The organism is Solitalea canadensis DSM 3403, from assembly GCF_000242635.2.
In the GTDB taxonomy this organism is placed as follows: Bacteria; Bacteroidota; Bacteroidia; order Sphingobacteriales; family Sphingobacteriaceae; genus Solitalea; species Solitalea canadensis.
In genome coordinates this window covers 4,556,562-4,579,271 of the sequence record NC_017770.1, presented here as the reverse complement: position 1 = coordinate 4,579,271, position 22,710 = coordinate 4,556,562, and the positions used below count along the sequence as shown (strand labels likewise).

The following is a 22,710-nucleotide window of genomic DNA, read 5'->3' as shown; positions in this document are numbered from 1 at the left end:
TTTTTACCAGTAATTCATAACAAAAAAATCTCATAAACCATAAATTCAGCCCATCAATAACAATGCAACGGGTGGCTATTAGTAAAAAAATACTAACTTTGCAGCCCTTGAAATCAGATTATTACTGAAATTATGTTTGATAATTTATCCGATAAGCTCGACAGGGCATTTAAAGTTCTGAAGGGCCACGGCAGCATTACAGAAATTAACGTGGCTGAAACCGTTAAAGAGGTGCGTAAAGCCCTTCTTGATGCCGACGTAAACTATAAAACTGCAAAAGCATTTACTGACACTGTTAAAGAAAAGGCGTTAGGCATGAATGTGCTTACCTCTGTTTCTCCAGGGCAGTTAATGGTAAAAGTTGTAAATGATGAGTTGGTAGAGTTAATGGGCGGTAACGTCTCTGAGCTCGATATTAAACAAAACCCGTCGATCATTTTAATTGCGGGCTTAAACGGTGCGGGTAAAACCACTTTCACCGGAAAGCTTGCCAACTACCTTAAAACCCAAAAAGGGAAGAAGCCTTTCCTGGTTGCTGCAGACGTTTACCGCCCTGCGGCGATTGACCAGTTGAAAGTTCTTTCAGAACAAATTGGGGTACCGGTTTATACGGACTATGAATCTAAAGATCCGGTTAAAATTGCAGAAGCTGGTATTGCAAAAGCAAAAGCAGATGGTAATACTGTAGTCATCATTGACACTGCCGGTCGTTTAGCGATCGATGAGCAAATGATGAATGAGATTGCTGATGTTAAAGCTGCGACCAAGCCACATGAGATTTTATTTGTGGTTGACTCAATGACGGGTCAGGATGCTGTAAATACGGCAAAAGCATTTAATGATCGTCTGGATTTCACCGGTGTTGTATTAACCAAATTAGATGGTGATACTCGTGGCGGTGCGGCACTTTCAATTAAGTCTGTAGTTAATAAACCCATTAAATTTATTGGTACGGGCGAAAAGATGGACGCAATTGATGTGTTCTATCCTGATCGTATGGCTTCGCGTATCCTGGGAATGGGTGACGTGGTTTCCCTTGTTGAACGTGCTCAACAGCAGTTTGACGAAAAACAAGCTGCTGAACTTCAGAAAAAGATCCGTAAAAACAAATTTGACTTTAACGACTTCCTTTCTCAATTGAATCAAATCAAGAAAATGGGTAACATTAAAGATTTGATGGGTATGATTCCTGGGGTTGGGAAAGCAATTAAAGATGTTGACATTGATGATGATGCATTTAAACACATTGAAGCGATCATTCAGTCAATGACTCCGACCGAACGTGAAAACCCTGAATTAATCAACGGAAACCGTCGTCAGCGTATTGCAAACGGTAGCGGAACTTCTATTGCCGAAGTAAATAAATTATTGAAGCAATTTGAAGACATGCGCAAGATGATGAAGGTATTTTCAGATCCGGGGCAAGCAGCAAAAATGATGCGTAATATGCCTAAAATGCGCAAATAAGCACATTAAAAATATAGACAAAGCCTGTCCGCAAAACCGCGTACAGGCTTTGTTGTTTTAAACCATTTCTTCCTTAAACTATCCAAAATATAATTGAATCAATTATATTGTAGTATACATTTAAATAAATCGCTCATGAGAAAATACATTTTATTGTTTTTGCCCTTAATTATTATGGCATGTGCAAGCCCAAAAGTTACTGTTAAAAACGAAGCTGCAACAACCAACTGGAACAATTACAAATCATTCGATTTCTATAAGCTTGATGTTAGCGGTGATACCGTTAGTGCTGTTTTTAAAGAAAGAACTGATCTACTAAAAACTGCCATTGCTAAGAATTTAACAGCCAGAGGGCTTGTACAAAATAATGAGAATCCCGATTTACTGATTAATATAGGTTTGGTAGTAAAAGAAAAGGTACAAACCCGCGAAACAAGTTTCACGGACCCTGATCGTCCCAAATATATGGGAACCAGAAATTATTCATGGAAAAGTGAAACTGTTGAAACCGGTAGATACAGGGAAGGTTTTGTAACATTAGACTTTATCGAGGGAAAACTAAAAACACCGTTATGGCAGGTAAGTGCCGATGGTATTTTGCCTGAAAAAACTGAACAAATACAAAAAAACATCGACCAGACGATCGCGACAATTTTAAAGGACTTTCCGATAGCAGGAAATGGGGCTTCAAAATAAATTGGATTGCAGAGTAATGCAGTTATCTTCGATAGGTTGAAACACACCCCAACCCCTCTCAAGAGGAGAGCATCAACTACGTTGATAAGGGATTCTCCTCTTGAGAGGGGTTAGGGGTGTGTTCAAAATTTGTGTCATTCTTGTGAATGTTTACTAGTTCGGCAACAGACTATTCATTCTCCGGAATGAACTGAAAACCAAAAGTTAAAGGGCATTGACTTCCAGTCAACGGGAATGAAATTCCATTTCCTATTCATAAATAAAATCAATTTTTCTAACTTGAGCCCTTATTTACCTGAATGTTTGTAAAGCTATTTAATAAACCCAAACCGAAAGATGATTCGGAATTGCTTGCGCTGTACCGCCGAACAGGTGATGTTGCGCATTTGGGTGAATTGTATGGTCGTTACATGGAACTCATTTTTGCCGTTTGCTTTAAGTACCTTAAGAACGAAGAGGAAAGCAAGGATGCAGTTATGCATATCTTTGAGAAAATTACCCACGATTTGCTTCATCAACATGTTACGAATTGGAAATCGTGGATTCATGTTGTTGCCAAAAATTACTGCCTGATGCAGCTTCGATCTAAGAAGTACCATGTGGAACAAAGCATGGTTGCATTAAAAGATGATGACGACGATATGGAATTTGTATCGGATGAGCATCATAATGGTATAAATGACAAAGAACTTACGCTACAGGCAATGGAAAAGTGTATTCATCAGTTGCCCGAGGAGCAAAAAATATGCATTGATCTTTTTTATTTAAAACAAAAAAGCTATAAAGAAATTGTTGATATAACTGGTTACGACACTTCAAAAGTGAAGAGTTACATACAAAACGGAAAGCGTAACCTTAAAATTTGTGTTGAGAAAAACAATGGCTAAGTCGCAGAAACATATTCATCCTGATTTGCTGGTTCAAGAATTAAAAGAACTGGCCGGGCGCGAGCTTTCGCCTGAAGAAGTAAATTTATTATTGGATTCGGACCTTGAGCGCGATGCACTCGAAGGTTTTATTGCTATGAAAAAGGCCGGAATCAATAATGATAAGGTTCTTGTTGACCTTAAACATCAACTCAACCAAAAAATAAAGAATAAAGAAAGATTCAGGGAATTACCTTGGCAAAAATTAAGTGTTGCAGCAACAGTTGCTGCTGTAGTTTGTATTGGTGCATTTTACATCATAAAAAAACAGCAGCACGAAAAGCAATTGATCGCCGAACGTTTTGAGGTTCCAAAAATGCTTTCTAAGAATGATACATTGTTGATCTATCTGCCGGATGAACGTATAATTCATACAGCACAGATTGCCAAAAGTGATCTGAAACGATTCAACCCACAACATGAAATTCAGGCTGACTATAAAAAAACAGAACGCTTAATTGTTGCAGATGAAAAACCCGTAGCTGTTGTTGCTGCTGCTCCTGCATTAGCGGAGTCGGCAAAAGTGGCGCTTAGTGATTCCAATTACTTGGCAGGAAAGGTTTCAAAAGATCTTACTAACGCAAACTCAAGAGCCGCATTATCAAAAGCATTCTCCTCTGCGATACAAGTTAATGGCAATGTTATTGACATTTTAAGTTCAGATCCCATTCCTGATGTAGTAGTAATTGTAAAAGGAACCGAAGTCAAAACCGAAAGCAATGATCAGGGAGCTTTCAACATTAGTATACCAAACGATAAACAACAACTGGAGTTGTCGAAAAAAGGTTACTCATCATTAACCATTAAGGCAACCGAAATAACAGATGGTAAACTTACGGTTGGATTATTGCCCGATGTACGATTAATGGCAGAAAAAGCAATTAAAGATTACCTGGCGAATACAAATAACAAAACTGATGAAGCAAAACTTGCCGTTAGTGCATCAGCTTATCAAATTTATATAAACAAACATATTGCTTACCCCAAAGCATATACTGAAATGGGAAGAGAAGGAACTGTTGAAGTTGGATTTACTGTAAATGCGGATGGCTCGCTGAGCGACTTTAAAGTTTTGCGTAGCATGGGTGCAGATTTCGACAATCCTTCGGTTGAGGTGCTAAAAAATGGACCAAAATGGTTGCCAGCCTTAAAAAGTGGTAAACCTGTAAAAAGTCGCCAGCACCATTACGTCAATTTTATACATATTTAGGTATATAAAAACCGTTCTCTATTTACAGCGTTTTTTAAGAACACTAGTTAAACCTCCTTAAATATAATTATGAAGTTTCATTATATCGCATTATTATCTTTTAGTATAATTGCGTGTAAACAAGAACCTAAGAAGCAAACGACTGAAAAAGAACCTTTGCCGTTAGTCCGACAGGATGATATGCATAGCTTTGCAAAACCTAATAAAGCGAAAGTAAAACACCTTGACCTCCATCTTGAAGTTGATTTTGAAAAGAAACAGATAAGCGGTCTTGCAACATGGGATATTGAAACCAAAGAAAACACGGATGAAATCATTTTTGACACCAATGGTTTATTGATCGACAGTGTAAAAGTTGATGGAAGTTCGGTGCAATTCAGTTTAGGTCATGAAAAAAAATACCTTGGCCGACCATTAGACATTGATATCAAACCAACCGCAAAAAAGGTTTCAATTTGGTACAGGACGATCCCTCAGGCAGAGGCTGTACAATGGCTTAATCCGCAGCAAACGGCAGACAAAAAATATCCGTTCCTATTTACCCAGTCGGAAGCAATATTGGCTCGCTCTTGGATTCCTTGCCAGGATAGTCCGGCCATTCGATTTACCTATAATGCGACAGTCCGTGTTCCTAATTACCTGATTGCACTCATGAGTGCAACTAATCCGACGGCCAAAAACAGTAAAGGCGTTTACACATTCAAGCAAGAAAAGCCTATTTCATCTTATTTAATGGCCCTTGCTGTTGGCGACCTGGAGTATAAACAACTGGGTCCAAATACAGGGGTTTACGCAGAACACAGCATGATAAAAAAATGCGCCGCTGAATTTGAAGGCTTGCCTAAAATGATGATAGCTGCTGAAAAACTATATGGACCTTATCAATGGGGCCGATATGACGTTTTAGTGCTTCCTCCTAGTTTCCCTTTTGGCGGAATGGAAAATCCGGAGTTGACCTTTGCAACTCCAACTATTATTGCGGGTGATCGCTCATTAGTTAGCCTGGTGGCTCATGAGTTGGCTCATTCCTGGAGTGGAAATCTTGTTACCAATGCATCTTGGAATGATATGTGGCTGAATGAAGGATTCACTGTTTATTTTGAACGCAGAATTATGGAGGAAATGGAAGGCAAAGATTATGCAGACATGCTTTCTGTTTTAGGGTTTCAGGAACTACAGGCAACAATTACAGACTTGGGACCAACAAATGAAGACACCAAACTGAAACTAAATTTAAGAGGTAGGAATCCTGATGATGCTGTAGGTGATATTGCTTATGAAAAAGGATTTTGCTTGTTAAAAACTATAGAAAATGCGGTTGGCCGTCAGCGATTTGACGCCTTTGTAACCAACTATTTCAACACTCATGCCTTTAAAACAATCACAAGTGAAGAATTTATCGATTACTATTATAAAGAACTGATTGGCAATGATAAAACCCTTGCAGAAAAGATAGGAATTGAGAAATGGGTATTTGAGCCGGGCTTACCCGCAAATTGTCCTAAGTTTAACTCAACACGTTTTGATGCAGTAGATACTGCCTTAGAACAATGGATCAAAGGAAAGCCTGCATCCTCATTAACTACTAAAAACTGGAGTTCGCACGAATGGCTTCACTTTGTTCGTCATTTGCCAGATAGTATGACGCCTGAGCAAATGAAAGAACTTGACAAAACATTTAAGTTTACAGAAAGTGGCAATAGTGAAGTTTTAGCGGCATGGCTTACACTGGCCATTAACAATCATTATGTTGATGCCTATCCTTCTCTAAACAACTTTTTGGAACACGTTGGCCGTCGTCGCTTCTTAATACCACTCTACAAAGCGCTCGCCTCAACTGAAGAAGGAAAGAAAATGGCAAAGGGTATTTATGCAAGCGCCCGTGCTAACTATCATTCTGTGGCTCAAGTAACAATTGACGAAATGCTGAAATAACCAAAAGTTCAGCTTACTTATAAAAACGAGAAGGGCCTGTTTTGCAGGCCCTTCTCATTTCATTATATTTTCGAAAATACTACATATTTCTTCTGTACTGTCCGCCCACCTGATAAAGTGCAGCAGAAATCTGTCCTAAAGAACAGCATTTCGATACCTCCATCAGTTTATCAAAAATATTCTCATTGTGAATTGCTGCTTGTTGCAACTCTTTCAATAGTTGAACACTTTGGGCGTCGTTGCGTTTTTGAAAAGCATGAAGTGCGGCAATCTGATACTGTTTTTCATCTTCAGTTGCGCGAATAACTTCTTGCGGAACAACCGTAGGCGATCCTTTACTATTTAAGAAGGTGTTAACCCCAATAATCGGATAGGCACCAGTATGTTTCAACGTTTCGTAATACAATGATTCTTCCTGTATTTTGCTGCGTTGATACATAGTTTCCATCGCTCCTAAAACACCACCTCTATCATTTATCCGTTTGAATTCCGTCAATACCGCTTCTTCTACCAGATCAGTCAGTTCTTCAATAATAAACGCACCTTGAATTGGATTTTCATTCTTAGCTAATCCCAATTCGCGGTTAATGATAAGCTGGATAGCCATTGCCCGACGAACAGATTCTTCTGTTGGAGTGGTGATCGCTTCATCATATGCATTCGTATGCAAAGAATTACAGTTGTCGTAAATTGCATATAACGCCTGTAATGTAGTTCTGATATCGTTAAAATCAATTTCCTGCGCATGCAATGAGCGGCCAGAGGTTTGAATATGATACTTCAACTTTTGTGAACGATCATTTCCTTTGTATTTATTTTTGATCGCTTTGGCCCAAATTCTTCTGGCAACACGACCAATAACAGAATATTCCGGATCGATGCCATTGGAGAAGAAGAACGAAAGATTTGGCGCAAACTCATCAATATGCATTCCCCGGCTTAGGTAATATTCAACAAACGTGAATCCGTTCGCTAATGTAAATGCAAGCTGAGAAATCGGGTTGGCACCAGCTTCTGCAATGTGATACCCTGAAATTGATACTGAATAAAAATTGCGAACCTTCTCGTCAATAAAGTACTGTTGAATATCTCCCATCATTCTCAAAGCAAATTCAGTTGAGAAAATACAAGTATTCTGCGCCTGGTCTTCTTTCAAAATATCGGCCTGTACTGTCCCGCGAACCGTCGCAATAGCATGTGCTTTTATTTTTTCATACACATCGGCCGGCAATACCTCATCTCCCGTAACACCCAACAGCATTAAACCCAACCCATTGTTACCCTCGGGAAGTTCACCATTGTACGTAGGTTTTTCCAAGCCTTTCTTTTTATAGATCTCATCGATCTTAGCTTTTACCTCCTTAACCAATCCATGCTGGTGAATATATTTTTCACATTGCTGATCGATAGCCGTGTTCATAAAAAAGCCTAACAGCATTGGAGCAGGGCCATTAATGGTCATAGAAACAGAGGTGCTCGGATGACAAAGATCAAAACCTGAATACAGTTTTTTGCAGTCATCAAGCGTCGCAATTGAAACCCCTGAATTACCTATTTTTCCATAGATATCCGGACGAACGTGAGGATCTTCGCCATATAGTGTAACTGAATCAAATGCAGTCGATAAACGATGTGCCGGTTGACCCAATGAAACATAATGGAAACGCTTGTTGGTTCTCTCCGGACCACCTTCTCCAGCAAACATACGAGTTGGATCTTCGCCTTCTCGTTTCAGTGGAAACACGCCGGCTGCATATGGAAACTCTCCCGGAACATTTTCGGTCAGCAACCAACGCAATATATCACCCCAAGCCTCATATTTTGGCAAAGAGATTTTAGGAATACGAAGCTTCGATAACGATTCGTAATACAGTGCTTGTTTAATCTCTTTATCACGAACTTTATAGATAAAGTTATCTTCTTTGTATTTTTTTACCGTTTCCGGCCATTCACGCAACAAACGCTTACATTCACCTGCAAGATTATCTTCCAAATGATTGTAAAGTCCTTCAAGTTGTGCTATTGATTCCGCTGCCAGATCGGTAGAATTGGGCGCTTTCAACAAATCGATCGTACCCTTCAACTGAAACATTTTCTGAGCAATAACGCATTGTTCGTTAACCCAGCTTTTATATTCATGGTTGTTTTCTACAATTTCAGCCAGGTAGCGATTTCTATCTGGTGGAATGATGTAAACCTTCTCAGAAACTTCGGGGGTTAGTTCATAATGAGCCTGAAAATCAACGCCGGTTCTTTCCTTAATCTTCGCCATCAATGCCATGAACAGATTGTTCATCCCCGGATCATTAAACTGAGAAGCAATGGTTCCGAAAATTGGCAACGTATCATCATTGGCATCCCATAAATTATGGTTACGCTTGTATTGCTTTTTTACATCACGGATAGCATCCAATGCGCCACGTTTATCAAATTTGTTGATGGCTACAAGGTCGGCAAAATCCAACATATCGATCTTCTCCAACTGGGTTGCCGCACCAAATTCCGGCGTCATAACGTATAATGATACATCACAGTGTTCTGTAATCTCAGTATCCGACTGGCCAATACCTGAAGTTTCAACAATAATCAAATCATAAGACGCCGCCTTACAAATGTCAATTGCTTCCTGCACATATTTAGACAAGGCAAGATTCGCTTGTCGAGTAGCTAATGAACGCATGTAAACTCGTGGGTTATTAATTGCGTTCATGCGGATACGATCACCTAGTAATGCTCCTCCGGTTTTACGTTTTGAAGGATCAACAGAAATAATGGCAATGGTTTTATCCGTTTCTAACAAGTAACGGCGTACCAATTCATCCACAAGGGATGATTTACCTGCACCACCAGTACCGGTAATACCCAAAACAGGTATCTTATGTTGTCCGATTAATTTTTTTACCTCTTTTAAGAAATTATCAGCTTCTTCCGGAAAGTTTTCTGCCACAGAAATAGCGTGGGCAATAGATGTTACCTCTTTCTTTCCAATGCCTTTAACTTCTCCGTTTAATGCGGTTTTAACAGGAAAATCACATTGCTCAAGCAAGAAATTGATCATTCCCTGTAAACCCATTGTACGACCATCATCAGGAGAAAAAATCCGGTTAATACCATAGGTGTGAAGTTCGTCGATTTCTTCTGGAAGAATAACGCCTCCACCACCACCAAATAGTTTGATATGTCCGGCGCCTCTTTCTTTCAACAGATCATACATGTATTTAAAGTACTCCACGTGGCCACCTTGGTAGCTGGTCATGGCAATACCTTGTACATCTTCCTGGATCGCGCAATTCACAACTTCTTCAACCGAGCGGTTGTGCCCAAGATGAATTACTTCAGCTCCTGACGATTGTAAGATACGGCGCATAATATTTATCGAGGCATCGTGCCCGTCGAACAAAGCTGCCGCCGTAACAAAACGAATCTTGTTTTTAGGTTTATAAACTTCTACTGTATCCATCATCGGTTTATTGAATGGTCAAATTTAGACAATTTTTTCAGCCCTGCTTCATCTCAAAGGGTATGTATTATAATATGTACCAATGTTTTGGTAGATTTAAATGTCACATTTTTAACTTATGACTTACGGCTTTAGCATAAGCAACTACTGAAAACAACTCTTTATGACACATCAGGATATTCGATCATACTTTGAAGCAGAAAAATCGGCCACATTAGTTTTTATGATAATCGGCATATTAACCATTATAGCCGGAATCGCTTTTTTCTTTCTAAAGTCAAAAACCTACATAGGTGTCGGTTTTCCTTTGGTTGTCTTTGGTGTCATTCAGTTGATGGTAGGCTATTCCGTATATTCAAGAACCGACAAACAAGTAAGTGATGTGATTTATAGCTATGACATGAACCCTGACTATTTCAAAAACAAAGAATTACCACGCATGGAAAGGGTGAATAAGAACTTTGTTGTTTATAGAAATGTCGAACTTGCCTTATTCATTGCATCCATTGTCTTGATCTGGTTAAATTATGGGAAGCAAAATGTCTGGCTTGGAGTAGGAGCAGGACTCTTTTTTCAGGCGTTGATTCTATTTGCGAGTGATCAGTTTGCAGGGCGCAGAGCGAATAAGTATACAAACCTTATTAAAGAATTCATTCAGAAAAATTAGAAAATATCCTTCCATTACCTTTTTTATAACAGTGGTATTCTTCTTGTCTTATTTTTTGTGTCTTTATACCTAAAAAATGGTAAATTCAAGAAAAAGCTCTCTCATGAATAAACGTACCGCTTTAATAACAGGTGCCACCCAAGGCATTGGTTATTACTTTTCAAGAATTATGGCTAGAAACCGAGTCGACTTGGTTCTCATCGATAAGAACGAAGACCTCTTGATGGATCTTGCCCTCGATCTTTATCAGCGATATGGAGTTCGGGTAAAGTTTATCCCTTTTGATCTTAGTAAAACTAACGCTCCCTTTGTTGTTTACAATGATATTATTAAAGACGGCTTTCGGATCGATTATTTGATAAACAGCGCCGGCGTTGGTGATTATGGCTTTTTTCATGAAACTGATTGGGAGAAAGAACGAGAGATGATCAATTTAAATGTGGTCAGCCTTGTTCAGTTAACAAAGCTTTTTGTAAATGACATGGTAATTCATGGTAAAGGCAGGGTATTAAATGTTGCCTCCACTGCTGCTTTTCAACCAGGACCAAGCATGGCGGTTTATTATGCCACAAAAGCATTTGTGCTATCATTTTCGGAAGCCATAGCCAATGAATTGAAGAATAGTGGTATCACCGTTACAGCTCTTTGCCCCGACCCTCAACAATCAGGTTTACAGCATCTCGCAGAAATAGAAGTAAATAAGTTGTTGCGAGGCAGAAAACTACCAAAAGATTGGGAAGTGGCAGAGTTTGGCTTCCATTCAATGATCGAAGGTAAAACAGTTGCTGTAAATGGATTTATGAACAGATTGTGGTTAAATACTAGACGCCTATTCAGAAAAAATATTACTCAACCAGCTACATTGACAAAAGAACGTGCTTAAACTCGTTTTTTATCATTAATCATATACCCTATACCAGCATTTCCCCATTGTAACCACTGGGTACAGCCTTTTTTTCTTACCTTTGCCCCGATGTCAACAGATTCAGGGATAACTACATATAATAATTACGGCGCTTGGCTGAGAGAAAAATATAACGGTCAGCGTGTTTTTAAGGTGATTGTGGACGGAGGATTTACTTGTCCGAACAGAGACGGGAGTAAAGGCTATGGAGGATGTACCTATTGTAACGTAGATTCTTTCACTCCTGAACTTACTCGTGCACTTCCGAACATGCGTGATCAGATCTCATTGGGAATGGAACGCGCTCGCCACATGTACAGAGCAGATAAATTTATTATCTACTTTCAGCCCAATACCAATACCTATGCTCCTACGCATTACCTGAAATCGATGTATGATGAGGCATTATCGATAAACACTTCGGATATTGTGGGTTTGTCTGTAGGAACTCGTGCTGATTGTATTGATGCTGAAAAAATTGCCTTGCTCGAAAGTTATACCAATCATGTGGATGTAGATTTAGAAATGGGTATGGAATCCATTTATGAAGAAACATTGGCGCAACTAAACCGTGGGTGTACACATGCAGAACTTGTTGATGTGCTAGGGTTGCTCACCAGTTCCAAACTGGATGTTTGTGTTCACTCCATCTTTGGATTGCCTGGCGAAACGCATGAAATGATGTTAGCCTATGCCGATGAAATCAATCGCCATCCGCAGATCAAATTTGTTAAACTCCACCATTTATATATTGTTGAAGGCTCCATTATGGGTGTTAAATACAAAAGAGAACCGTTCAAACTGTTCACCATGGAAGAATATGCGGAGTTTCTTTGTCAGCTAATCCCACGCCTTCGTCCAGATATTGTTATTCAGCGTTTATTTGGCATCTCCGACCGTGAGTTTCTTATTGCTCCGGAGTGGGGGATGAACAAATCAGGCATTCAGACTTACTTCGAGAATTATTTAGAAAAGAGAGGGGTGGTGCAGGGCAGCGCGTTGTAACGCGCATAATTGCGAGTTGCAAATTGTTGATTGCGAGTTGGCTATTTATTGCTATTTATGGAGCAATCGATTGAAATAATTTTAGCTGATTCAATCTTGTTTAACAATTATAAATTGATCAATTAAAATCACTAAAATCTGTTATACCCAAAAAACAAAAACGGCGGTAATTGCTTACCACCGTTGGCTTTATTTATGACAATTTAGACTGATAATTCTTTACTGAATAACTTTTGCAGCTGTTTTTCTGCATTTTTCAAGCCTTCTTCAAACTTGTTCCCGATTTTGTATTCAGAAAGGGCTGGTGCTAATTTTTTGTAATAATCGATGCCTTCCTCCAGATTCTTTTTGAATTCAACTACATATTTCTGCTTTTTCTCCTGGAAACTTTCGGTAAGCTCATCAACCTGCTCTTTAAAATAGTCAACATATAGTTGAAGCTCTTTGGTGAAAAGGTCTGGACGATATTTATTAGCTAACAAATCAATCCGACCATAAATATGATCTACCATTTCCTTCAATGAAACTTTTTTATCAAAATAGGCAATGTTCGGTCCTGGACAGATTGTTACTGCAGTTAGATTTTTAAGAAAGAACGTATTATAATTCAGGGCAGCTGAATTGCTTAACCCAATGCATAAGCACTCCTTCGAAAGCACGGCTTCAATCTGTTTTTCCTTTTCGGCTAATGAAAGGTCTTGATTTTTAATCTCTTCAATTTTCGTCTTTTGATACTCAATCGAAGCAGTACAGATTGGTTTATCTGTAAATTCAGTATTGGTCTGTAAAAACTTTTCAGTACAAGGACTTCCCGGTTTGTTAAAGGCAATACGTTGCAATTTTTCAATTTCGGAAGTTGTACGACGTAAATAATTAAATCGAACGCCCAGTGGAGAGTTATGACTTAATGTTATGTCTTCTTCTTTTGATTTTTCTAACAGATCAAGAGTATGAGCATCCACCGTGGTTGCCTCTGGCACTAACAAAAATGGAGAACCCCAACCGGTAGCGTCTACTTCATAATAGTTAAGCAAAAACTCTTGCTCTTGAGCATTTCCAATACCGCCTTGAACGGTTATCCTCACAGGAGGAATATCTGTTGGAGTATTTTCTTTTACGCTTTTGCTATATAGATCAAAAAGGCTGTCAATAAGTTCTTTTCGTCTGGTCTTAAACTCTTCCAGAATCGGTCCTAATAAAAAGCCATCTGTCGCAAATGCATGTCCGCCACAGTTCAATCCAGACTCAATTCTGAATTCGCTTACCCAAATTCCTTTTTTAGCAAGATATTTCCCCTGGATCAAAGCTGATCTGAAATCACTTACTTTAATGATTACCTTCTTTTTAAAAGATCCATCAGGCTGTTGCTTAAAGTCCTCGAACTGATCAATATAATTAAAGAGACGAGGGTTCATCCCAGCGGAAAAAATAATAGATGAATCATGAAGGTCACTTTCTGCATAAGCGCGTAAAGAAGTGAGCGCATCAGAACCGTTCTCAATTATGTTCCCTTGCTTATCAAAGTTGTTCTTATCAAGCTTGGTCATAATATTTACATCAATGCTTCCTGGTTTAATCAGTTGACGTAACTTATCCTGAATATTCAGCTTCTCAAATTCGTCCTTTGTAGTGAGCATCTTATCATAAAGTGATTTCAATGAGCTGTTATCAGGTAACATCTCAAAATATTTCACTAACTCAGAACCTTTTTCAAACGCCGAATTTCTGAGTTCCTCAAATTGGGATTTAACAATCTTGTTTAGAAGATTCAGATAATCAGTTATTCGTTTGGTCCTATAATCCGCTTGCTTTTCGTCAATTGGTTCATAAGGTTCATTGATCTGGTTATAATAATAACCCCGCATCATTTCTATTAGTCTGTCTTCAATTATTGACACAACAGAAGAAATACCATAGCGGGCAACTTTAACAGGAGAATCAATGGTGTAGGCTAAGCCCATTACCGGAATATGAAAGCTGTGAATTGGCTTGGTTTGCATTTTCAATAATTTAACTACAAAGGGACTAAAACCAAGTTGCAGAAAACATGATTTTTATCAGGTTTTTATTAAAAATAGTTTATAACAGTCTGGTTAAAAAGGCGTTGATTTAAAATATATCTTTCTTTATCTTAGCGTTTTATCTCAAAAACCAAACTAAAAACCAATGCTCTCTCAACGTATTCTATCTACGCTGGGGCATACGTCTGAAATTTTTAAGCGCTCGTCTTTAATTTTCAAAGGAGTGAATGCTTTTTGGCGTATTCCCCCTAATCTTGATTTAACTAATTATTCAAATCAGGAAACATCCCTTGGCTTATATCCTCTCGATTATGCAACCATTGTAAAAGATGGTTACTATTGGCTATCCGATAAGGAGGGCCTTCCTGTGAAGCCTGTTTGGGGAAATGTTATTCACAATAATACAAGGCTTTGCGGATATGCAATCGGCAACTGGAATCTTTATTACGAAACAAATGATGAAAAATATTTAGAACAGGTTAAACATGTAGCAGATTACCTCTTAAGAACCGCTGATCATTATAATAACGAAGTAAACCTTCGGAAAGAGATTCTCGGCCAGGGACACGTAGGTGAAATTTCGTCAATGAGCCAAGGCCAGGCAATCAGTGTTTTTTGCCGGTGTTTTGAAGCTACAAATGATTTAAAGTACCTGGATGCGGCCCTAAAATGTATTCCTTGCTTTTATAGGAATGTTGACGCTAACGGTGTTGTGTCTACCTATGGCACTGACCATTTATTATGGTACGAAGAGTTTGTGAAGCCTCCTTGCCTACATGTGCTTAATGGGATGATGTATGCAATGTTGGGACTGTTTGATTTATTTAAACTTACCAAGTCCGAAAGCATACATGATCTGTATCAAAAAGGCGTCAAGAGCATTGAGGATGCGCTTCCTTCATTTGATTGTGGTTGGTGGAGCTGGTACGGAGTTCGTGACGATGGTAACCATTATCTGGCCAGCATGGGTTATCATTCATTGCACATTTGGCAGTTATATGTTTTAGGGACAATCGCTGATTCATCGATAATGCTTGAAAAAGCAAATCGTTTTTTGGAATACACCAGGCATTCAGATTTCCGATTACGCTCAATTAAGTTTTTGGTATATGAGAAAGCAAAAAAGTATTTTAAAGGATATTTTAATAAACTGACAAAATTGCACTCTCAGACGATGTGGTATATAACTTGATAAGGAAGTATTCGAAAAACTTACTTATTTAATTAGATATGGCACAAAAAGGATCGATTTCAGTAAATACGGAAAACATCTTTCCTATTATTAAAAAATTTCTTTACTCTGATCATGATATTTTTTTACGCGAGTTAGTAGCAAATGCAACTGACGCTACCCAGAAATTACAAAAACTTGCAGGAATTGGAGATTTTAAAGGAGAACTGGGAGACCTAACGATTAAAATCAGTGTTGACAAAGACAAAAAAACGCTTACTATTTCTGACAAAGGTTTAGGTATGACCGAAGCCGAAGTGATGAAATACATTAATCAGGTTGCATTTTCAGGAGCTACTGAATTTGTTGAGAAATTCAAAGATGTTGATACCACTTCCATCATTGGTAAGTTCGGACTCGGGTTTTACTCCGCATTTATGGTTGCTGAGAAAGTGGAGTTAATTACGAAGTCTTATCAAGATGCTAAGGCTGTTAAATGGACGTGCGACGGTTCAACGGAATTTAGCACAGAGGAGATTGAAAAAGCTGAACGCGGAACGGACGTTGTTTTATATTTAAATACCGATTCAGAAGAATTTTTAGAAGATCATCGTATTAACGAGATCCTAAACCGCTATTGCCGCTTCATGCCAATCCCAATCGTTTTCGGTAAAGATGCTGAAAAAGTAAAAGAAGGGGAAGAGGAAAAAACAATCGAAAAAGATCATGTTATTAATGCAGTTCAGCCATTATACACTCGTGATCCGCAATCGTTAAAAGATGAAGATTACCTCAATTTTTATCGTGAGTTATACCCAATGGCTGAAGATCCATTATTCTGGATCCACCTAAAGGTTGATTATCCATTTAATCTTACGGGTATTCTCTATTTCCCTAAAGTAAAAAATGACATTACGCTTCATAAAGACAAAATCCAACTGTACTCTCGTCAGGTATTTATTACCGACAATGTAGAGAATATAGTTCCTGAGTTTTTGCGTTTGATGCATGGTGTGATTGATTCACCTGATATTCCATTAAACGTTTCTCGTTCATACTTACAGTCAGACGCAAATGTTAAAAAAATCAGCAACTACATAACCCGTAAAGTTGCCGATCGTTTAGAAGAACTATTCAAAAGCGATAGAGTATTATTTGAGCAAAAATGGGAAAGCATTGGACTGTTTGTTAAATACGGAATGGTTACTGATGAGAAATTCTTTGAAAAAGCACAGAAATTCTGCTTGTACGAAACACTTGAGGGCAAATTTTTTACGCTTGATGAGTACAAAGAAAAGATCAAGGATAATCAAGTAGATAAAAATGGTAACTTCACTTTAATTTATACTTCAAACCCGGCTCAACAGGATATCTTTATCCGTGCAGCAAAGAATCGCGGACTGGATGTGTTGAAAATGGATTCATTGATCGATAATCACTTTATCAGCAATGTTGAATATAAGTTTGAAAAAGTTCGAATGAAACGTGTTGATGCTGACACCGTTGATAAATTGGTTGAAACCGACACAGTATTAGACGTTGCATTAACAGATGACCAAAAGAAACAAGTTGATGAAATCTTTAAAAAGGCTACCAACAACGATAAACTGGATCTTGAAGTTGCTGCAATGAGTGGCGATGAAATGCCAGTAACCATTGTTCGTCCTGAGTTTATGCGCCGAATGATGGAAATGCAAGAATTAAGCGGAGGAAATGGGGGTATGTTTGGCTTTAATGGTTTTGGAGCTGAAAAGGTTATGGTGAATGGAAACCATCCTTTAATTCAGAAATTACTGACAGTTTCGGAAGATAAACAAACTCAATTAGCACGACAAGCTTACGATTTGGCATTACTTGCACAAGGAATGCTAAAAGGAGAAGCATTAACAGGCTTTATTCATCGTTCACTGGAAATTGCAGAATAATCCTTAAGTATTGATACTATTTTCTTACAGGATGGGGTCTAATCTCCATCCTTTTTTTATATCTGTTATTCCCGGTCTTAGAATATTTACTCTTGTTTTTTAAATAAGTCTTTGGTAAGATTAACGGAAATCCCAAATGTTCCTAATACTGGCAAATAGCTATAGGATGGACTCTTCCGAAATGGCAATGACACACCTGACTGGTAATCAAATTTCACATTCTTTAGCCCAAATCTCAATGTTATGGCAGGTTCAATAAAGAAATCCATTCCTCTGTTTAAATCTTCCAGTCTGTTTTCAACAATACTTTCATTTGAAAAATTAGTAGAATAATTACCAAACTTTAAGCCTGTAATTCTAAAATTGAATGCTGCTTCAAACTTTTTCCGTTTCCAACCGATACTTGGATGTATGAATATTTTCATAGTTGGGCTTTTAAATCGAAAATTGCCCGCAAGGCCTTCTTCTTTAATGCTAAACTTACCAACCCCTATCCCTCCATATACTTCAACTATCCCATCATTATCTGGATCTTTCTTATAATATCCTCCGGCAAACTCCATAGTAAAATGATCTCCTTTTTGAGTCCTTGATTCGCTTATCAACATTTCGCGGGTAAAAAAAGAACTAGCATAAATACCCACGTTTTCCGCAGGAGAGTATGCAACAGAAATATAACCAGGCATTCCTGCTGTCATTCTAATTTCATCTTTCTCGCTTAACATTGGGGATGTTACCGGACTTGGAAAGTACTTAGTTAAAGTGCAGGAAGTCATAGAGAGCGAAAACATCAGAAAAAAAGCATTCTTGATCGTTTTCATAAGCGCCTCTAAGATGATCGATTTTTTTGGAACTTATGTTAAAGGAATATTATTTAAAAAAATACTGTTTTTAATCAGATTAAATAAAATTAAAAAACACTATTATTGCTAATCTCAAACCGATTTATTCATGAAAAAAGCTCTAATTGCCTTAATAGCAATATTTTACCTCCCCGCCTTAAGCTTTGCTCATTCATTATGGATGGAGGTTTCCGGCGCTACTAAAGTAGGACAAAAACAGATAGTTAAAGTATACTTTGGTGAATATTCTGAAAAACTTAAAGAAGATTTTAACAAATATGCCTACATGAAACCATTTAGGGCTTGGGTTGTAGCTTCCGATGGAAATGTGATTGATTTGCAATTTATCTCAGGAGACAATTGCATGATGGCTGAATTTATTCCAACTAAAAAAGGTGTTTATACTGTTTGGTTGGACCAATCTGAACGACCGGTTTCCGATCTGAGTAAACATGGCTTAGGAATTGTAAAACCCAATACCTATTGTAATTCAATCGTTATAATTGATAATGATCTTACTGAAAAAAAATCATGGTCTAAAACCTCCGAGATGTATATCAAGCCTTTGCATTCGGCTTCATTAAAACAAGAGGAGAATATTGGTTTTCTGTTGATGTTTCAAGGCAAACCTCAGGTAAAACAAACGATAACCATTGTTGCTCCAAATGGCTGGAGTAAAGAGGTAACCACTAATGAATATGGAGAGTTCTATTTAGAGCCTCTTTGGACCGGTAATTATGTACTTGAATACAGTTACAGCAACAAAACTCCCGGAGAATATCAGTCCGTTAAATACGAGCAGATCAGGTATAAGCTGTCAACTACTTTAAAAGTAACAGAATAAAACGAACAATAAGTATGCTTAACGGGGTGCACGATTAGTGCATCTCGTTTTTTGTTTTTAGTTACTGTACAATTTTATTGGCACAGTTACTACTGGCAAAGGCTTCTGGCTTAGCCCTAAATACAAAACCCATGCTCAAAATATAACCCATTGCCTCATGCAAGGCTATATTTGATTTAAAATGTGGATTAGTGTTTATATCGGCATGAACTTCCATATCCACATCATGTAATTCTAGTAAAGGACACAGTGCATAGGCAATATCTATTGATTTTTGAACTTCGGTTAACATCCGCTCACGGATTCCCATTTTTTTCATGGAGCGCTCCTGGTGAATGTACATAAATCCGCCATGGTGCTCACGCAAAAAAACAATTACCGTTGCAAAATCAATTGTTTCTCCTTTCACTTGAGAGTCTGTCCCCACACAAACCTTTAACTTAAACCCTAGTGACGACTCCCGCTCAATCGCGTATTCAACTTCATCGAGAATGGGTAAATGAATAATCTCCCCGTTAAATTTTCGCCAAGACATAATTATAGATTTTTAGTGCAGACCCGTTCTATCTGAATGATGAACTTTTTTGAGGTCTTATAAAGATATAGCTTTTTAACTATTAAAAACCAATAAGTTATGTTAAAGTTTTATTAACACTTGTGGAATTAGTACTTCATTCATCCTTGTTCGTCTTTAAGAAAAAGATTAGCTTTTCATCTTATTAACAAGTTTATCTTGAAAAAACTATTATTCTGCTTACTAACTGGCTTTCTATACAACTGGAATGCATTTGCACAGGATCAAACGGTAAAAAAACATGCTTTGCACTTTGATCGATTGGCTTCACATTGGGATGAAGCCGTTCCCCTCGGAAATGGAATGGTTGGCGCACTAATATGGCAAAAGGCTGACCGGATTAGATTCTCACTTGACCGAGCCGACCTTTGGGACTTAAGGCCGACCCATGAGTTTAATAATCCCAACTTTAATTATAAATGGGTATGTGAGCAGGTTAAAAACGGCGACTATGGACCTGTTCAAAAAATGCTTGATGAGCCTTATGACACTTATCCTGGTCCTTCAAAAATTCCTGCAGGCGCACTTGAGTTTGATATTAACTTATTAGGACAGGTTGAGCGTGTTGATCTATCTATTGATTCTGCTATTTGTAGTGTGCAATGGAAAAACGGGACTAAACTTAAAACATTTGTACACGCAACGCTTCCTATTGGCTGGTTTAAATTTGAATCATTGCCTGAAGGGATTCAACCAATTATTGAGGCGCCTAACTACGGAACTACTAGTTTATCAAAAAACAACACCAGCGTTGTAAGTGGTCAAAGCTTAAGCAGACTTGGTTATGAAAAGGGGATGCCAATAACTAAACAGAACCTTATCCTTTATCATCAGCAAGCATGGGGAAATTTATCTTACGATATTGCAGTAACGTGGAAATATACTGACAAGGACACGCTGGAAGGCTGCTGGACTATTATAAGTCAAGGATCTCCTTATTCTACAAGGGCAACCGCTTCGAAGATATTGAAACAAGCCATGCGAAGAAGTTTTGGCAGTGATTTAAAGACACACGGTACATGGTGGACAGATTATTGGAAAAGCTCTGCTATCTCTATTCCGGATACTCTATTAGAGCGACAATGGTACTTGGAGCAGTACAAGTTTGGCTCTGTATCTAGAAAAGGAGCCCCACCAATCACCCTGCAAGCTGTATGGACAGCTGACAATGGGGGACTTCCTCCATGGAAAGGAGATTTTCACCATGATTTAAATACCCAGTTGAGTTATTGGCCTGCCTATAGTTCCAATCATTTGCAAGAAGCCTCGGCCTTTACCGATTGGCTTTGGAACACAAAAGGGGAGGCAGAAAAGTACACCAAAACGTTTTATCAGAATAATGGCCTTAATGTTCCCGGCGTAAGTACGCTTACCGGAAGCCCCATGGGTGGATGGGCACAGTATGCTATGTCTCCAACCACTTCGGCCTGGTTATCCCAATATTTCTATTGGCAATGGAAATTCTCTGGAGATAAGGTTTTCTTAAAGAAAAAAGCATATCCATGGCTTAAAGCAGTAGCAATACACCTCGATGCTATAGCACAACTTGACGAAAACGGAAAAAGAAAATTACCGCTCTCCTCTAGTCCAGAATATAATGACAATGATATTACTGCATGGTCTTATAAAACCACCAACTACGACTTGGCCCTAATTCGTTGGTTGTATAAATCTGTCGGGGAGATGGCTACGGCACTTAACTACACAGATGAAGCAACAAAATGGAACAGTATACTAAATGACTGGGGCGATTTCAGTATAAATCAAAAAAGTGGAGGTCTTATGGTTACCTCGAATTCACCTTATGACCAGTCACACCGACACTTTTCTCACTTATTGGCAATTTACCCCTTGGGAGTCATCGATTATTCCTCTAGTAAAGAGGATAGACAACGCATAGATGCAAGTATTGCTGAATTAGACAAATTCGGTTCTGATTACTGGGTAGGTTATTCTTTTGCCTGGCTTGGTAATTTAAAAGCCCGAGCTTTTAACGGGGATGGAGCGGCGGCGGCCCTTAATACATTTGCAAAGGCGTTCTGTCTGTCAAATAGTTTCCATGTTAATGGAGACCAGTCTGGCAAAGGATTCTCAAAATTTACTTACAGGCCTTTTACCCTGGAGGGTAATTTTGCTTTTGCATCGGGCCTTCAGGAAATGTTGCTTCAAAGCCATACTCCAACCATACAACTTTTTCCGGCATTGCCTAAAGACTGGAAAAATGCATCCTTCACCAATTTAAGAGCGCAGGGCGCATTTCTCATTTCAGCAGAGATGAGAAACGGAGAAGTTCGATACCTGAACGTTCATTCAGAACGAGGAGGGATGCTTCGGATCAAAAATCCATCTAATAAAAAGATGAAAACAACCAAAGAAATACCATCAGTCGCTAAAGAAACAATTGAAGTAGAAACGAGGAAAGGAGAAACAATAACGTTTAGTTGGTAACTACAGGAATAAAAAAAGGTGGCATCGATACCGGTGTCACCTTTGTCTTTTTAGCGTTTGCATTTTATAATAGCAACCCAGCTACCTCTTCCCATGTATTCACACGTTCGTAATCTGTTACAAAATGATTATGAGGCGAACTAAATAAAATTGGACGTCCTTTAAACTGAGCAAAATTGCGAATACGGTCGTCAATCATAATATCTGCACCAATAATTGATTTATCGCCACAAAAAACAATGTGCCTCCAGTCAATGAACGGGAAGTGCTCTTCTAACCAATCATATTTATCCTCGTAAGAGTTTCTAAACTCAGATGCTGCACTTGCAACAAACACTTCATATTTTTTGCTAAGCTCTTTAACAACTTCCTGTGCATCTTTCATTACAGGCAAATCCCTGAAAAATCCTTTTTCATTGATCCATTCTTTAACTTTTGGAGTTAATTCGTGAGGCAAGGCCTGACTCAATTCTTTACCAATGAGCATTTCAGTGGTAATTTCAAATCCTTCCCTTTCTTTAAAACGATGAATGAATTTGGCCCATGTGTCGGCCATCACTTCATCCATGTCAATCGCTAATTTTAACATATTTGATTTTTAGTATTATAAATATA

17 protein-coding genes are annotated in these 22,710 nt (G+C 38.4%); 12 read left to right on the top strand and 5 right to left on the bottom strand.

The genetic code is table 11. The features are described from left to right. Positions 1-132 precede the first annotated feature (132 nt). The 5 genes from ffh (at position 133) to SOLCA_RS19220 (ending at position 6,234) form a co-directional block, all read left to right on the top strand. Positions 133-1,467: a signal recognition particle protein gene (gene ffh / locus SOLCA_RS19240; protein ID WP_014682146.1), complete on the top strand. Its 1,335-nt coding sequence runs from the start codon at positions 133-135 to the stop codon at positions 1,465-1,467. 135 nt (positions 1,468-1,602) lie between these two features. Then, entirely contained in the window at positions 1,603-2,163 is a 561-nt protein-coding gene (locus SOLCA_RS19235) for a DUF4136 domain-containing protein (RefSeq protein WP_014682145.1), read from the top strand. Between the two features lie 299 nt (positions 2,164-2,462). Beyond that, positions 2,463-3,050 carry an RNA polymerase sigma factor gene (locus SOLCA_RS19230; protein WP_014682144.1) on the top strand — a complete coding sequence of 196 codons (588 nt, stop codon included), beginning with the start codon at positions 2,463-2,465 and terminating at the stop codon, positions 3,048-3,050. Beyond that, on the top strand, positions 3,043-4,299 hold the full coding sequence (locus SOLCA_RS22555) for a TonB family protein (RefSeq protein WP_014682143.1): 1,257 nt from the start codon (positions 3,043-3,045) through the stop codon (positions 4,297-4,299). Before SOLCA_RS19230 ends, SOLCA_RS22555 begins: the two co-directional genes overlap by 8 nt. A gap of 69 nt (positions 4,300-4,368) precedes the next feature. Beyond that, on the top strand, positions 4,369-6,234 hold the full coding sequence (locus SOLCA_RS19220) for a M1 family metallopeptidase (protein WP_014682142.1): 1,866 nt from the start codon (positions 4,369-4,371) through the stop codon (positions 6,232-6,234). A gap of 79 nt (positions 6,235-6,313) precedes the next feature. On the opposite strand, the gene SOLCA_RS19215 is transcribed toward SOLCA_RS19220, so the two are convergent. Next, complete coding sequence (locus SOLCA_RS19215) at positions 6,314-9,694, bottom strand: methylmalonyl-CoA mutase family protein (protein ID WP_014682141.1); 3,381 nt, start codon at positions 9,692-9,694, stop codon at positions 6,314-6,316. A gap of 163 nt (positions 9,695-9,857) precedes the next feature. Between SOLCA_RS19215 and SOLCA_RS19210 the strand changes: the two genes are divergently transcribed. From SOLCA_RS19210 to SOLCA_RS19200, 3 genes are all read left to right on the top strand, one after another. Beyond that, positions 9,858-10,361 carry a hypothetical protein gene (locus SOLCA_RS19210; protein WP_014682140.1) on the top strand — a complete coding sequence of 168 codons (504 nt, stop codon included), beginning with the start codon at positions 9,858-9,860 and terminating at the stop codon, positions 10,359-10,361. Between the two features lie 103 nt (positions 10,362-10,464). Next, positions 10,465-11,244, top strand: coding sequence for an SDR family NAD(P)-dependent oxidoreductase (locus tag SOLCA_RS19205; RefSeq protein WP_042481701.1), 780 nt, complete (start codon positions 10,465-10,467; stop codon positions 11,242-11,244). A 90-nt stretch (positions 11,245-11,334) separates the two neighbouring features. Beyond that, the gene (locus SOLCA_RS19200; RefSeq protein WP_014682138.1) at positions 11,335-12,270 is read left to right on the top strand and encodes a TIGR01212 family radical SAM protein; all 936 of its coding nucleotides are present in this window, start codon (positions 11,335-11,337) and stop codon (positions 12,268-12,270) included. A 203-nt stretch (positions 12,271-12,473) separates the two neighbouring features. Here the strand turns inward: SOLCA_RS19200 and SOLCA_RS19195 are convergent, their stop codons facing one another. Then, complete coding sequence (locus SOLCA_RS19195) at positions 12,474-14,270, bottom strand: hypothetical protein (protein ID WP_014682137.1); 1,797 nt, start codon at positions 14,268-14,270, stop codon at positions 12,474-12,476. A gap of 166 nt (positions 14,271-14,436) precedes the next feature. Between SOLCA_RS19195 and SOLCA_RS19190 the strand changes: the two genes are divergently transcribed. Together SOLCA_RS19190 and htpG are read left to right on the top strand one after the other, a co-directional pair. Continuing rightward, complete coding sequence (locus SOLCA_RS19190) at positions 14,437-15,483, top strand: D-glucuronyl C5-epimerase (RefSeq protein ID WP_014682136.1); 1,047 nt, start codon at positions 14,437-14,439, stop codon at positions 15,481-15,483. A gap of 38 nt (positions 15,484-15,521) precedes the next feature. Then, positions 15,522-17,387: a molecular chaperone HtpG gene (htpG, locus tag SOLCA_RS19185; RefSeq protein ID WP_014682135.1), complete on the top strand. Its 1,866-nt coding sequence runs from the start codon at positions 15,522-15,524 to the stop codon at positions 17,385-17,387. A gap of 86 nt (positions 17,388-17,473) precedes the next feature. On the opposite strand, the gene SOLCA_RS19180 is transcribed toward htpG, so the two are convergent. After that, positions 17,474-18,208, bottom strand: a complete 735-nt coding sequence (locus tag SOLCA_RS19180; protein ID WP_157604606.1) for a hypothetical protein — start codon at positions 18,206-18,208, stop codon at positions 17,474-17,476. Positions 18,209-18,338: 130 nt separating this feature from the next. Between SOLCA_RS19180 and SOLCA_RS19175 the strand changes: the two genes are divergently transcribed. Further along, on the top strand, positions 18,339-19,073 hold the full coding sequence (locus tag SOLCA_RS19175; protein WP_014682133.1) for a DUF4198 domain-containing protein: 735 nt from the start codon (positions 18,339-18,341) through the stop codon (positions 19,071-19,073). A 61-nt stretch (positions 19,074-19,134) separates the two neighbouring features. On the opposite strand, the gene SOLCA_RS19170 is transcribed toward SOLCA_RS19175, so the two are convergent. Beyond that, complete coding sequence (locus SOLCA_RS19170; protein ID WP_014682132.1) at positions 19,135-19,608, bottom strand: ribonuclease H-like YkuK family protein; 474 nt, start codon at positions 19,606-19,608, stop codon at positions 19,135-19,137. 198 nt (positions 19,609-19,806) lie between these two features. Here SOLCA_RS19170 and SOLCA_RS19165 point away from each other — a divergent pair, with 198 nt between their 5' ends. Next, positions 19,807-22,095, top strand: coding sequence for a glycosyl hydrolase family 95 catalytic domain-containing protein (locus tag SOLCA_RS19165; RefSeq protein ID WP_014682131.1), 2,289 nt, complete (start codon positions 19,807-19,809; stop codon positions 22,093-22,095). 64 nt (positions 22,096-22,159) lie between these two features. Here SOLCA_RS19165 and SOLCA_RS19160 read toward each other — a convergent pair whose 3' ends face one another. Continuing rightward, positions 22,160-22,684 (bottom strand): 5' nucleotidase, NT5C type, encoded by a 525-nt coding sequence (locus SOLCA_RS19160; RefSeq protein WP_014682130.1) that lies wholly within the window; start codon positions 22,682-22,684, stop codon positions 22,160-22,162. Positions 22,685-22,710: the final 26 nt, after the last annotated feature.